General features: G+C 54.6%; 12 protein-coding genes. 6 read left to right on the top strand and 6 right to left on the bottom strand.

The window, feature by feature from the left end; genetic code table 11:
* Positions 1-22: 22 nt before the first annotated feature.
* The gene (locus ACAN56_RS21745) at positions 23-1,390 is read left to right on the top strand and encodes an aspartate aminotransferase family protein (protein WP_379145718.1); all 1,368 of its coding nucleotides are present in this window, start codon (positions 23-25) and stop codon (positions 1,388-1,390) included.
* On the opposite strand, the gene ACAN56_RS21750 is transcribed toward ACAN56_RS21745, so the two are convergent.
* Positions 1,356-3,044, bottom strand: coding sequence for a PucR family transcriptional regulator (locus ACAN56_RS21750; RefSeq protein ID WP_038597653.1), 1,689 nt, complete (start codon positions 3,042-3,044; stop codon positions 1,356-1,358). The two genes, ACAN56_RS21745 and ACAN56_RS21750, sit on opposite strands and share 35 nt — an antisense overlap.
* Positions 3,045-3,368: 324 nt before the next feature.
* Between ACAN56_RS21750 and ACAN56_RS21755 the strand changes: the two genes are divergently transcribed.
* The 4 genes from ACAN56_RS21755 (at position 3,369) to ACAN56_RS21770 (ending at position 7,789) form a co-directional block, all read left to right on the top strand.
* Positions 3,369-4,760, top strand: a complete 1,392-nt coding sequence (locus ACAN56_RS21755; RefSeq protein WP_379145719.1) for an NAD(P)-dependent oxidoreductase — start codon at positions 3,369-3,371, stop codon at positions 4,758-4,760.
* 69 nt (positions 4,761-4,829) lie between these two features.
* The gene (gene preA / locus ACAN56_RS21760; protein ID WP_379145720.1) at positions 4,830-6,119 is read left to right on the top strand and encodes an NAD-dependent dihydropyrimidine dehydrogenase subunit PreA; all 1,290 of its coding nucleotides are present in this window, start codon (positions 4,830-4,832) and stop codon (positions 6,117-6,119) included.
* A 1-nt stretch (position 6,120) separates the two neighbouring features.
* Positions 6,121-7,548: a dihydropyrimidinase gene (gene hydA / locus ACAN56_RS21765; protein WP_379145722.1), complete on the top strand. Its 1,428-nt coding sequence runs from the start codon at positions 6,121-6,123 to the stop codon at positions 7,546-7,548.
* Between the two features lies 1 nt (position 7,549).
* Entirely contained in the window at positions 7,550-7,789 is a 240-nt protein-coding gene (locus ACAN56_RS21770; RefSeq protein WP_038597644.1) for a hypothetical protein, read from the top strand.
* Positions 7,790-7,949: 160 nt separating this feature from the next.
* On the opposite strand, the gene ACAN56_RS21775 is transcribed toward ACAN56_RS21770, so the two are convergent.
* Positions 7,950-8,465: a GNAT family N-acetyltransferase gene (locus ACAN56_RS21775; RefSeq protein ID WP_379145724.1), complete on the bottom strand. Its 516-nt coding sequence runs from the start codon at positions 8,463-8,465 to the stop codon at positions 7,950-7,952.
* Between the two features lie 163 nt (positions 8,466-8,628).
* On the opposite strand from ACAN56_RS21775, the gene ACAN56_RS21780 reads away from it, so the two are divergent.
* Positions 8,629-9,273: a TVP38/TMEM64 family protein gene (locus ACAN56_RS21780; RefSeq protein WP_076109720.1), complete on the top strand. Its 645-nt coding sequence runs from the start codon at positions 8,629-8,631 to the stop codon at positions 9,271-9,273.
* Here the strand turns inward: ACAN56_RS21780 and ACAN56_RS21785 are convergent.
* The 4 genes from ACAN56_RS21785 to ACAN56_RS21800 form a co-directional block, all read right to left on the bottom strand.
* A complete protein-coding gene (locus ACAN56_RS21785) occupies positions 9,259-10,770 on the bottom strand; it encodes an aminotransferase class V-fold PLP-dependent enzyme (protein WP_144024265.1) in 1,512 nt (503 codons plus the stop codon). The two genes, ACAN56_RS21780 and ACAN56_RS21785, sit on opposite strands and share 15 nt — an antisense overlap.
* A 176-nt stretch (positions 10,771-10,946) precedes the next feature.
* Positions 10,947-11,423, bottom strand: coding sequence for a DsrE/DsrF/DrsH-like family protein (locus ACAN56_RS21790; RefSeq protein ID WP_038597634.1), 477 nt, complete (start codon positions 11,421-11,423; stop codon positions 10,947-10,949).
* Positions 11,424-11,709: 286 nt separating this feature from the next.
* On the bottom strand, positions 11,710-12,990 hold the full coding sequence (locus ACAN56_RS21795; protein WP_379145725.1) for a glycoside hydrolase family 27 protein: 1,281 nt from the start codon (positions 12,988-12,990) through the stop codon (positions 11,710-11,712).
* A 140-nt stretch (positions 12,991-13,130) separates the two neighbouring features.
* Positions 13,131-14,015 (bottom strand): AraC family transcriptional regulator, encoded by an 885-nt coding sequence (locus ACAN56_RS21800; RefSeq protein WP_038597628.1) that lies wholly within the window; start codon positions 14,013-14,015, stop codon positions 13,131-13,133.
* Between the last annotated feature and the right edge of the window lie 94 nt (positions 14,016-14,109).

The raw sequence follows: 14,109 nt of genomic DNA on the forward strand, positions 1-14,109 counted from the left end.
AATGTTGAGAGGAGAGATTGCGGTGCAGAGCCTGGAGAACGAAAGTGAGCTGGCCGTCAAGAAAGATCAGCAGTATCTATGGCATAACATTACACCTTACAGCGAGAGCCATCCGCCGATGATCGCGGCGACGGCAAGCGGATCATGGGTTACCGATATTGACGGGAATAAATTTCTGGACGGGATGTCCGGGCTGTGGTGCGTCAATGTCGGATATGGGCGCAAGGAGCTGGCCGATGCGGCCTATCAGCAGCTGCTCACCCTGCCTTATTTTCCGCTCACGCAGAGCCACAGGCCGGCTATCGCGCTTGCCGAGAAGTTGAATGAATGGCTGGGCGACGACTATGTCATTTTCTTCTCCAATAGCGGATCGGAAGCGAACGAAGCGGCCTTCAAAATGGCCCGCCAATACCAGCAGCAAATCGGCCAGCATTACCGGCATAAATTCATTGCCCGCTACCGCGGTTATCATGGCAGCTCGCTCGGCGCCCTGTCAGCGACCGGCCAGGCGCAGCGCAAATATAAATATGAGCCGCTGACCGGCGGATTCCTCCATGTGGCTCCGCCCGACAGCTACCGCCGTCCTGACGGCATGACTGTGGAGGCGTTCAACCTCCAGTGTGCGCAGGCCATTGAGGATACGATTGTCTGGGAGGGAGCAGAGACGGTTGCGGCGGTAATTATGGAGCCGGTAATTACCGGAGGCGGAGTCATTGTGCCGCATCAGGTGTATATGGACCGGGTGCAGGAAATCTGCCGCAAGCATGGGGTGCTGCTGATTATTGATGAGGTCATCTGCGGCTTCGGGCGTTCCGGCCGCAACTTCGGCCATCACAATTTCGGCATCAAACCTGATATAGTGACGATGGCCAAAGGGCTGACCAGCGCCTATCTTCCGCTGTCGGCAACGGCGGTGCGAAAGGATATTTATGAGGTCTTTAAGGACAACAGTGATGATTACGGATATTTCCGCCATGTGAATACGTTCGGCGGCAATCCTGCGGCCTGTGCGCTTGCGCTGCGTAACCTGGAGATTCTGGAGCAGGAGCATTTGGTGGAGCGTGCTGAAATCCTCGGGCAAAGGCTGGCAGGTGCATTCTCCGGGCTGCGGGATCACAAGCTGGTAGGAAATGTCCGCAGCTTTGGACTGGTCATCGGCATTGAGCTGGTGGCAGATAAAGCCACCAAGCAGCCTGCCGATCTGGCTGTCGTCAAAGGCATTATTGCCGAATGCAAATCCAAAGGGCTGATCATCGGCAAAAACGGAGATACGGTGGCGGGATTCAATAATGTGCTTACCTTCGCACCGCCGTTATCCTCCACCGATGAGGATGTGCAGTTTATAATCGACACGTTCAAAGCTGTGCTGAACGGGAGCTGGGCAGAGTGAATTTCTCCGGATACAGGAACTGGTAGGCACGCAGGGCGACCTGGATGGAGATGCGGTTCTCCGGCAGCATGAAGTCTTCGCCCAGCAGTTCAGTGATTTTGTCCAGCCGGTAATAGAGCGACTGTCTGACGATGAATAAATTGCGGGCGGCGATTTGCTTGGAGCCGTCATGGTCGAGATAGACGCGAAGCGTCAGCAGGAGCTCGCTCCCTTTAGACTGGTCGTGATCGATCAGCGGGCCGAGATAGCTGCGGATGAAATTCTCCAGCGTCTTGCCGTCATTCAGGTTCAGCAGCAGCTGGAATACGCCGAGCTCTTCGTAGAACAACACAGACTTCTGGTAACAAGTATAGAGAGACAGCGCTTGTACGGCTTCCTGATAACCGGCATAGGCATGTTTCAGGCCCCTGTGGGACTTGCTGACTCCAATAACGAGCTGCAGGTCCTTCAATTTCTCGTCGGAGCGGATATGCAGCAGGGAATCAAGCGCCTGCTGCAGCCGCAGCTTGCCGGGCAGCTTGGACTGGATATCGAGCGCGATGACAGTGAGCCGGTTGTTCTTGAGTGTGATCAGCGGGCGCAGCGAGTATTTCTCGAAGATGGAGCGGAGAATGAGCGACAGATGGAAGGTGATGGATTCCCAATCATTCTCCGAGCTGTTCCATTTAACATCGCGGGGATTCTCGATCTCAATCAGGCATACGCGGTACGGCAGCTCATTCACGACATTAAAGTCGGGTCCCGCCAGTCCCTTGAGCCGGTTGTCATCCTGGGTGCGGCCGCTGATCAGCTCATCCACCCACAGGTTCTCGGAGAACAGCTTACGTTCCTCCATATACCGTGTGCGCAGCAGCTCCTGGGCGATCGACAGGGAGGCAGAATCCAGCAGCAGGCAGTCGAACTCCTGGGGTTTGTGGCTGCTGACCATCAGGATATAAGCCCAGGTCTGGTCGAGCGCACCCACCGGCTTCAGCGCGATCAGCTTATGGCCGAATTCGCGGATGTAAGGTGCGGCATCGGGCTGTACGCCCTCCATCTCTTCACTGAAGGCTTCGAAGAACTGAAGCAATGGGGCCTGATCCTCGGGCGGCAGCGCCGGGAAGAACAGGGGTTTGCCCTGCAGCTGCATATATACAATTTGCGTGCGGGTGCTTTTACATAATAGCTGCAGAACCTTAAGGGTCCCTTGGGAAGTCAGCGTCAGGCGGTGGAATTCACGGGAGATGCTCTCCAGCTCCTGCAGCATGCGGTGATGGCGGTTGATGATGAGGGAATGCAGATCAAGCGTGATATCCACGAAACGTACCGTTCGGGTGAAAATAATCAGCGGGAAATCGTGGCTGTTCGCCAGGTCGATCATCTCCTGCGGGATTTTGCAGAAATACTCTCCCAGCTCGATGCACAAACAGGCGGCATTCTTATCGATCAAATTGTGCATAAACGATAAGGAGGAAGGCAAATCAACACTTACACCCATCCCCGTAGTCAATATCATCTCTTCCCCGTGAATCAGCCTTTCAAAACTGGCACTTTCCAGCACATGCACCCAGCGAATCGCCCGGTTCAGGCCGTTTTTTCCGCCTATAAGCTCCGCTTCCGCAAACAGCGGTCTTTTCAGCGCATCGCGGACCGTAAATACAAGTTCCCAATCCATAAGCTTCCCCCTCGCTATGTCGTCAGGCAGGTAAAAAATACACTTTTGAAATTAGACAATGTGTCTAATGTAACGAAAAATCAAAATGACTATAGTTTGAATATAATATGTGAGGAAATATAACTCGTTTAGAAAGAAAATAGAATGGGTCCTTTGGTTTATTGTCCATTTTACTACATTAAGCCTGATAAGTAAGTAAAATATTAAGGCGATCATTGGAATAATGTTATATTATATAACACAAAGATGATTTCGATGATGAAAATGTGATTTTTTATCCGGCAATGCCTGGGAACACCATTCGTCCAGAAGGAGGGAGATCTGATGGAGCATTCTTCTCCGTTAACCACGTTTACGCCTGATATGTTCATGCGCAACTTCGCCGAGGCTGAGCCGGGTTTAACCCGCAAAGGTGCAATCGAAGAATCCAACCGTTGTCTGTATTGTTATGACGCCCCCTGTATTAAAGCCTGCCCGACCAGCATTAATATTCCTTCCTTTATTAAGCGGATCGCCACCGATAATTTAAAAGGCTCAGCGCAGACGATCATGGACTCCAATCCTGTAGGTGCGAGTTGCGCCCGTGTCTGTCCAACTGAGGAGTTGTGCGAAGGCGCATGCGTTCTGAATGATGCTTCGGCACCGATCCAGATCGGACTGCTGCAGCGTTATGCCACGGACTGGGCTATAAGCAGCGGTGTTCAGTTATTCAAAGCCGGTGCTCCTAATGACAAAAAGGTCGCTGTCATCGGGAGCGGTCCGGCCGGGCTGTCTGCGGCTAGAGAGCTGGCGCGTGAAGGCTTCCAGGTGGTGATCTATGAGGCGAAGCCGCTCGCCGGCGGGCTGGATACACATGGTATTGTCTCTTTCCGGCTGCCGCAGTCTATATCGCTATGGGAAGTGGAGCAGGTGGAGCAGCTGGGCGTGGAGATCCGCACCGGAACGAAGGTTGGCGTTGACGTCTCCGTGGAGGAGCTGAAGGCGGAGTATGATGCCATTGTGCTGGCTGCAGGGATGGGGTATGTTCCTCCGCTTGGCATTGAAGGTGAGAAGCTGTCCGGGGTATACGATGCGATAGAGCTGGTGGAAACCACCAAGACAGGCATTCCGACACTGGAGCTGATGGGCCAGCGCGTCGCTGTCATCGGCGCAGGCAATACGGCCATTGATGCGGCAACCTGCTCGGTGCGGCTGGGGGCATCGAATGTGAAGATGGTCTACCGCCGTACGCGCTCGGAGATGACGGCCTACGATTTCGAATATGAATTTGCCAAGCAGGAAGGTGTGGAATTTAACTGGCTGACTTTACCGAAGCGTATTGTCGGGGACGAGCTCGGCAATGTTACGGCACTGGAGTGCGTGCAGATGAAGCTGACCGGGGAGACCGGCAAAGACGGCCGCCTTGCGCCGATGCCTGTTGAGGGCTCTGAATTCCTGATACCGGTGGATGCGGTTGTGGTGGCGATCGGACAGAAGCGGCGGCTGGACCTGATTGAAGCGCTCGGTCTTGAGCACAACTATGGGGTTGTCAAAATTGATGAGAAGACCGGACGGACGTCCGATCCACAGATTTATGCCGCCGGTGATATTGTGTTTGGTTCCGGCAAAGGCGAAGCGATGGTCGTATCCGCCGCCCAGCAGGGCAAAGACGCTGCTTATGCTATTGTGAAGCAATTGTCGGGTCTGCAGGAAAGCGTGGCAGGTTCTGCTGTCTAAACGGGGAGTGCCAAGCAATACAAGACCGGCGGCTTCAACCGGACTTTATATGACAGGGAGGGAACATCAATGGCAGATTTGAGTATTGATCTTGCAGGTATCAAGTCACCTAATCCATTCTGGCTGGCGTCTGCGCCGCCCACCAATACAGGCTATCAAGTGCAGCGGGCGTTCGAGGCCGGCTGGGGAGGGGCGGTGTGGAAGACACTCGGTGATCCGATTATTAACACCTCCTCCCGGTTTGCGGCCGTGCATTTCAACGGTCAGCGTGTGGCGGGCTTCAACAATATCGAGCTGATTACGGACCGCCCGCTTGAGGTGAACCTGAAGGAGATCTATGAAACGAAGAAAAAGTTTCCGGGTCATGCGATTATTGCCTCCCTGATGGTCGAACCGAGGCAGGACAAATGGCATGAAATCGTCAAACGGGTAGAGGCTGTCGGCGTAGACGGCCTGGAGCTTAACTTTGGCTGCCCGCACGGGATGGCGGAACGCGGCATGGGCGCAGCCTCCGGCCAGCAGCCTGACCTCGTACAGGCGCAGACGACCTGGGTTAAAGAAGTCGCGACCACGCCGGTCATTGTGAAACTGACCCCGAATATAACGGATATTACAGTCGTTGCCCGCCATGCCGTCAAAGGCGGCGCCGATGCGATCAGCCTGATTAATACGATCAACAGCCTGGCCGGCGTCGACATTCACAGCTGGAACACGATTCCGAATGTCGGCGGCCAAGGCGCGCATGGCGGTTATTGCGGCCCGGCGGTGAAGCCGATTGCGCTCAGCATGGTGGCCGAATGCGCCCGCGACCGCGGAGTTGGCGTACCGATCTCTGGAATTGGCGGCATCTCCACCTGGCAGGATGTGGTTGAGTTCATGCTGATGGGCTCTACGGGCATTCAGGTCTGCACGGCAGTTATGCATCACGGCTTCCGGATCGTCGAGGAGATGATCGACGGCCTGAACAATTATCTGGATGATAAAGGGCTGGCTTCGGTCACTGAGCTGACCGGTAAATCGGTGTCTAAGTACTCCAATTGGGGTGATCTGGACCTCAACTATAAAGTCGTTGCACGGATTAACGAGGAGAACTGCATCAACTGCAACAAATGCCATATTGCCTGCGAGGATGCTTCACATCAATGTATCGACATGTTAACGGATGCCGCAGGAAAGGCGATTCTGCAAGTGCGTGAAGAAGACTGTGTGGGCTGCAATTTGTGCTCCATTGTCTGCCCGGCAGACGGAGCCATTGATATGGTTGCCTTGGACAGCGGCGCGGCACCTCTGACCTGGAATCAGCGTCAGAAGGTCATCAGCGGCTTGAACGGCTCGTATTCAGAAGCGGAGGTGGTCTAGCATGAAGAAGATAATCAAAAATGGTATTATCGTTACCGCAGCGGATACTTATACGGGAGATGTGCTGTTTGAGAACGGCATTATTACCGGAATAGGGCTGAATCTGGAAGCGACGGGTGCGGAGATTATTGACGCTTCCGGCTGTTATGTCTTTCCGGGAGGGATAGATCCCCATACACATCTGGATATGCCTTTCGGGGGAACCGTGACGGCTGATGACTTCGAGACCGGCACGATTGCCGCCGCCTATGGCGGAACGACAACGGTCATCGACTTCTGCCTGACGACCAAAGGCCAGCCGCTTCAGCGGGCTGTCGATACCTGGCATAACAAATCACAGGATAAAGCGGTGATTGATTACAGCTTTCATTTGATGGTTTCGGAGCTGAATGACAAGGTGCTGGGCGAGCTGCCGCAAATTATTGAAGACGAAGGCATCACTTCGCTGAAGGTGTTCATGGCCTATAAGAACACTTTTCAGGCCGATGACGGCGTGCTGTACAAGACTTTGCAGGCGGCCAAGCGGGAAGGCGCACTCGTTATGGTCCATGCCGAGAACGGCGATGTGATCGAATATCTGGTGGAGCAGGCTCTGGCCGCAGGCAACACCGATCCGATCTACCATGCGCTGACCCGCCCCCCGGAGCTGGAGGGCGAAGCCACGGGCCGGGCCGCTTACCTGACGGAGCTGACCGATTCGCAGCTGTATGTCGTACATGTCACCTGCGCTGAAGCGGCCTGGAAGATTGCCGAAGCCCGCAAGAAGGGGCTGCGTGTCTACGGTGAAACCTGCCCGCAATATCTGGTGCTGGATCAGACCGCGCTTGCGAAGCCGGATTTTGAAGGCGCCAAATATGTCTGGTCCCCGCCGCTGCGTGAGCAGTGGAACCAGGAGGTGCTGTGGGATGCGCTGTGGAGCGGCACGCTGCAAACGATCGGTTCCGATCAGTGCTCCTTTGACTTCAAGGGACAGAAGGATCTGGGTCTGGGCGACTTCTCCAAGATCCCGAACGGCGGGCCGACGATTGAAGACCGGTTCAGCCTGCTCTACTCCGAAGGGGTACAGAAGGGGCGGATTTCGCTTAATAAATTCGTGGATATCATCTCGACCTCCAGCGCCAAGCTGTTTGGCCTATTTCCGCAAAAGGGTACCATAGCTGTGGGCAGCGATGCAGACATCGTGATTTTCGACCCGTCGGTGGAAAGAACACTTTCTGCTGAAACCCATCATATGAACGTTGATTACAACGCGTTTGAAGGCTTTGAGATTAAAGGCGAACCGGTATCCGTACTCAGCCGGGGTGAATTCGTGATCCGCGACAAGCAATTTGTCGGGCGGGCGGGTTCCGGCAAATACCTGCACCGCAAACGGTTTGCAGCAGAAGCGCCGCGTCCGGCCAAAGCGGAAATCAGCGGAGGAGTGGTCTGAGATGTCTGCATTTGATGAGTTTGACCAAGAGCGGCAGGAGATTGACGCTTTGCTGCTGCAAGGCTACTCCATCGTCAGTATTGAAGAGGATTTGGACGGTGCCAGGGTAAAATTTATTCACAGCAGCCCGGGCAGGGTGCCGGTGGAGCTGCAGCTGCTGACGGCGGATGCGCGCAAGCATGTGACGACGGCGGTTTTATCGGGTCAGAGACCGGCCGCCCCCATAGAAACGCATACGTAAGGCGCGACAATTCTAAGATACAGGGTCCGCGTGTCAAAAAAACTGCCGGTAGGCCAAGAAACATTGGCTCCTATCCGGCAGTCTTTTTTGTGCAGTCCGGCAGACTTATGTAGAGAACTTGCCCTGCTAAAGGCTGCAGAGGGAATTAGCGCCAAGAAGACTATGCCTGCAGCGATAGCTTGTCCAAATACTCGGACCGCAGAATCGACATGATGTGCAGCGACTCAAAAGAATCCCCAGTCTTTATACAGTCCCTAAGTGTGCCTTCCAGTGTGAACCCTGCACCTTCATAGACATGACGGGCTCTGGAGTTATGTTCTTTAACGTCCAGCCACAGCCGGTGGGTTTCGGTTTGGGCGAAGATCCAATCCGTCAGCAGTGAGAGGGTTGTTTTTCCGTAGCCTCGTTCCTTGGTCTGTATGACAAGCCGCTTAATGCAGACACTAAGATTAGGGTCCTGCAGCCCCGTTATAATCACATAGCCTGCTTGTTCCCCGGATTTATCCTGGGTGATGAGATGCAGAATGTCCTCGTCCTGTAGTGCTGCATCATGCTGTTCCCTGCTCCATTGTCCGATAAAGCGGCGATTAGATTCGGCCTGCTCAGCAGCCAGGACGAAATCCAAATCTTGAAGCACAGTTTTCCGTATATCCAGCAGTCCCGATGGCATTAACATGAATCTCTCCCCTTTACATTGATAATCATAGCAACATAGTACAAGAAGAACGGGATGCTGCCAACAGAAAAGGCAATCCTACGCAAATGTATTGTATAATTGAGGCTCGGCGCCACAAATTATACAGACTCAAATTTAGCAAGGATGAGGAGTGCGGGAGGGTATGTACTTTCTGGATACGGTATCATGGCTGACAGAGGAACGTCTGCGGCTGTTGCTGGAGCAGTACCGCTCGCTCGGGCCGCTGCCCGGGATCGGGCTGACTTTTATGAAATCTTTTGTACCGCCGCTGCCTACGATTGCGATTGTGGGATTAAACGGTGCGGTTTATGGCTTATGGCTCGGATTCCTGTATTCCTGGATCGGGCTGGTTGCCGGTTGTGTGACCACGTTTATGATTATCCGCAAAATTGCGTCCCACCGCTATCTGCGGAAGTGGGCGCAGCGGCCAAAAGTAGCGAGAAGCATGACGTGGGTCCGCCAGAGCGGGTTCAGTTATGTCTTCCTGCTCAGTATATTTCCGGTAGGGCCTTTCGTGGTCATCAATATGGCAGCCGGTCTTGCCGGCATGCGCCTGCGGTCTTATCTGCTCGCTTTGTGTGCAGGCAAAGCCATCATGGTGTTTGCAGTTTCCTATATCGGAAATGACTTGGATCGGTTTATCCGCAATCCGTGGGAGATCATCTATGTGCTGCTGTTCATCGGTGTTTCCCTATGGTGCGTCAAGGCCATAGAGGCCCGGTTTGCCCGGGCGGCGCGGGGACAGGAGAAGCCGCTAGCCGCAGGGAATTCTTCACACCACGAATAGTCCGCTGATGTCAGCATCGGTCTCATGGTTTCCGCTGACATGAACCCAGCTGTTTGTAGAGGCGTTATAGCGGTAATCCTGTCTCCATTCCTCTATATGGCGGACAATGCTCTGCACTGCAGAGATGATCGTTTGGACATCGCGGTCTGTCATGATGGGGTGCAGCGAAAGGCGGGTCCAACCCGGCTTCAAAGACTGGTCTCCGGCCTGAATCGCCTGAATGAAATGCTGGGAATGCTTGGCGTCAAGTCCAAGCAGATAATGTCCGTAGGGGCCGGCGCAGGAGCAGCCTCCGCGGGCCTGAATGCCAAAACGGTCATTCAGCAGCTTAACGGCCAGGTTGTAATGGATGTCCTTCAAGATAAAGGATACGATGCCGTGGCGTTTGTTATGATCACCCGCCAGGATGTAACATCCGGGGATTCCGGCAAGCCCGGTCAGAAGCTGGCGGCACAGTTCCTGTTCCCTCCGCATCATGAACTGCCCGTCGCCATTCATCTTCTCCTTCAGTTTCAGGCAGAGCGCTGTGCGGAAGGCCTGCAGGAACCCCGGTGTTCCACCGTCCTCGCGGACCTCCACTTCATCTATGTAGCGGCGTCCGCCCCAGGGATTGACCCAGACCACCGTGCCGCCGCCGGGCTCATCCGGGAGCTGGCCCCTGCAAAGCGTGGCATCGAATACCAGCACCCCGCTTGAACCGGGGCCTCCAAGGAATTTATGGGGAGAGAAGAAGATGGCATCGAGCCTCTCCAGCGGGGAGGCAGGATGCATGTCGATCTCTTCATAAGCCGCGCTGGCGGCAAAATCGACAAAACAGAGGCCTCCGTGCCGGTGCATCGCCGCAGCGAGCTTGTGGTACGGGGTCTGTATGCCGGTTACGTTGGAGCAGGCGGTAAAGGAGCCGATCTTGAAGCGGCGGTTCCGGTAGCGGATCAGCAGCTCCTCCAACTGCCGGAGGTCCATGCTTCCATCCGCTCCGGCCGGTACGGTGACCACGTCGCCGATGCCCTCCTGCCAAGGCAGCAGGTTGGAATGATGCTCCATGTGGCTGATGAAGATAACCGGGCGTTCCTCTGGAAGACAGAGGTAATGATCCCGCATCCATTCCGGCAGCTTTAGGCCCATCAGCCGCAGCAGCTTGTTCACTGCTCCGGTTGTGCCGTTGCCGCAGAAGAGCAGGGCGTCTCCCGGCCCGGCATGAACATGCCGCTTAATGATGTTCTGCGCCTCGGCATAGGCCAGTGTTATAGTTAAACCGGTCGTATTGGACTCGGTATGCGGATTGCTGACATAGGGGCCGAACGTCTCCTGCATTTTGCGCTCAATCGGCTCATACAAGCGCCCGCTGGCGGTCCAGTCGGCATACAGCAGCGGCTGCCGTCCATAAGGCGTGGAGATAGAATGCCGGTTGCCGATGGTATGCTCGCGAAACGTTGCGAAATGCTCTTGCAGTGAAGCGGGCTCCTCCGCAGAAGAAGCGTGGTTGATGCTCAGCACAGACAATCCCTCCAGCCCGGTGATTTCTCGCAAGATACGGATCACGCCCCCTCACAAAGGACGTCACGGCCGTTTCTTCTTGCTAATTAAGAGTGGGGTTATATTCCCAGGCTCAGTATATGCCCGGTGGAGGCAATGGGTTAAAGCCTATTGTCTGCATTCATTGAGGAGCTCCTCTAAATAAATAGCTGCATGTCGCTTTCCAGCGCATCCTTTAGATAGGTGGCCGCATCAATGATCTCCACCTCGGGCAGAAACTCCTCCGGCTTAAAGCCCATGATCTCTACGGACAGCTTGCAGGCGTAGAATTTAATATTTTTTTTGCGGGCACCCTTGAGAAAATGAATCAGCTTCGGCGCACCCTGATCCTCCATCATTTCCTCCAGCATCATCCGTCCAAGGCCGCTGAAGTTCATCCGCGAAAGCGGGAGGTGCTGAGGTCCCTTCGGTGTAATGACATCCATCAGCTTTTCATAAATTGTCTTATCCTCAAGTGTCATCTTCTCCGGGTCGCGGACCAGAAAAAGGCCCCAAAAGGCGAAAAACATTGTGACCTCAACCTCAATATCCCTTGCGGTATTGGCCAGGATCAACCCGGCCATTGCTTTGTCATATTCCCCGCTGAACATCAGCAGATTCATCTTTTTGCCCATCGCTGCATTCCTCCGTCACTTCATAGAATGACCTTAGTATGGTTACCGCGAGGAGAAGTATGCCTGCTGTCACAGGATGTTCCAAATGCCGCTAGGCGTATAGGGGATTGACTCGATTGGATCTATCCTGTGACTGTCCTGCGAGGGGATGTGCTATGGCTGGTTCGATTTCCCGGCATATATCCGCAGCAAAACGGCAGGCCCGTTAATCCGGGTCTGCCGTAAGATGAATCACTTGGTTCATTCAACTGTTATTCCATCCTGCCTGTTATCGCTGCAGCGGGAGCTACGCCAGACGATACAGTACTGCGCCATGCGGAGCAATCTCGCAAGCGAGCTCGTCTTGCATGGGGCCAACCTCCGCCCCGCTCCAAAGCTCCTTGGCAGTGACTGGTCTCTCAAGGCCCAGCTCCGCGAGAGTTACGCTGACCTTCTGGTTGGTTTCACCGGTATTAAACATCGCGGCATAGCGGCACCCGGAGTCTCCTTCCGCCGTCCAGACCACGCGGTCTCCTGCCCGGCTGATGAGGCGTGCGCCTTTGCTGTTGCGGTGCATCTCCAGTACATCTGGGTTGGTCAGCAAGGAAAGGGTCCAAGCGTCGTTATCGCGAAGTTCGCCGCCGAAGAACAGGGGCGAGCGGAAGATGCTCCACAAGGTCATCATGGTGACCTGCTCATCAGGCGTGAAGCGAGTCCAGCGGTCAGCGCCGCCGCCGTCTACGGAGCGGATGCCGATATGGCCCAGTGGCAGCATGTCGCAATCCGGCCAGCTGCCGGCTTCGGCTTTGCCTGCCCACGCCTCACAGCGGTCAAACATATCCAGGAGCAGGTCCCAATGATCCCAGAAGTCATCGGTGATCCGCCACATATTGGCGTGTTGGCCGAGGAAATCTCCATAAGAAACCGGTGCCGGTCCCGGGGAGAGGCTTAGGACCATCGGGCGTCCGCAGTGCCGGATCGCATTCTGGATCAGCTCAATCTCGGGCTGGTGTGTATCATACAGTCTGGACGCAGCAATGTCATCCACCTTCACAAAGTCTACGCCCCATTCGGCATACAGCTCAAAGAGGGAATTGTAGTACGCCTGGGCGCCTTCCTTGGCAGCATCAACCCCATACATATCGGTGTTCCAGGGACAGATGGAGTTGGGGTGGGCGATGTCCCGGGCGGTCGCCGTTGAACCTTTGACCGGGGTGGCGGCATGCGCCGCCTGTCTTGGAATTCCGCGCATCAGATGAATGCCGAATTTAAGGCCCAGACTGTGTACATAATCAGACAAAGGGAGAAACCCCTTGCCGCCTTCTGCCGAGGGGAAACGGTTCACTGCCGGCATCAGCCGGGAATATTCGTCCATTTTCAGCGGAACAAAAGGACGGTACTGCGAAGAAATTGCCCCCGGCTCATACCACTGAATATCCACAACGACATATTCCCAGCCGAAGGACTTCAGGTTCGCCGCCATATATTCAGCATTTCCGCGGATTTCCTGTTCCGTAACTGCAGCTCCATAGCAATCCCAGCTGTTCCAGCCCATAGGCGGTGTTTTCGCATACTGTAAGTGACTCATTATGATGATCTCGCTCCTTAAACCCCGGAAGGGGTTGTAGAATAAACTTGCTCTAACAGATCCATCATAAAACACTTTCAAAACCCATTTCTACAGTAAAATAGTTGTCTCGATAGCACAAAATTGCGCATGTCGGGAATTTAGCTGAAGAACAAACGGTTATACTGAAGACTGCCGTTTCCGGTGCGGAAATTGCCAGGCGTTTGTCCCGTCAGCTTGTGAAACACTTTGATGAAATAGCTTCCGGTGGAATATCCGACCTGAACCGCGATGGCCTCAATACTGTGGTCTGTCGTCCGCAGCAGGTCCACCGCCCGCTCGATACGGATGCGGTTCAGGTATTCATTGGGTGTTACACCGACATATTTGCTGAATGTCCGCAGCAGATGGAATTTGGAAAGCCCGAGCTTCTCCGCAAGCTCTTCCTGGCCAATCATGGAGTTGTAATGGCCTTCGATAAAATTAACGGCATCCCTAACCGCCGCCGGCCATTCCGTTTCATGGCGCGGCCCGCTGGAGGACAGTCTGCCGAGCTCCATCATGAATTGATACAGCAGCGAGGAGGCAATGTAAGGATCGGTAATTTTTCCGCTATGGGCTTCCCGGGTAATATCCCGCAGCATGCGGATGGGCAGGCTTCCCGCGTCGATGACCGGAGCCGGACCGAGCTTGGCCTTGATCTCCTCCCAGAGGGGCTGTACCAGCTGCGGCCTGAAGAGCAGGAAATAAAACTCCCACGGCTGGGAACCGCCGGGATAATAATAGCTGTGGATGCTGGGAATTTCAGCCAGAAATGCCCGCCCGGAGCTGATTTTGAAGCTCTCGTGTTCCGTGCTGAAGCCCCCTGCGCCATCAACTGTATATTGGAAGAGTAACAGGGGCCCGTCACGGCGCTCCATTCCATTCCAGTGGTAAGAAGCATCACTCACAATCTCATGCCCGACTGCAAAGAGGTTGCAGAGCGGCAACTGCTCCGGCTCGCTAAAGCGGAAGCCATACACCCCTAAGGCCTTTTCATTTTTCACAGAATCCCACCTCCGGTAGTGCTTACTTATTATATATAGTACAGAAAAAGCTCCCCAAAGGGAGCCTAAGACATATGGTACAGTATCTTCCCGG

It is taken from the genome of Paenibacillus paludis (genome assembly GCF_042610515.1).
Lineage (GTDB): Bacteria > Bacillota > Bacilli > Paenibacillales > Paenibacillaceae > Paenibacillus_AQ.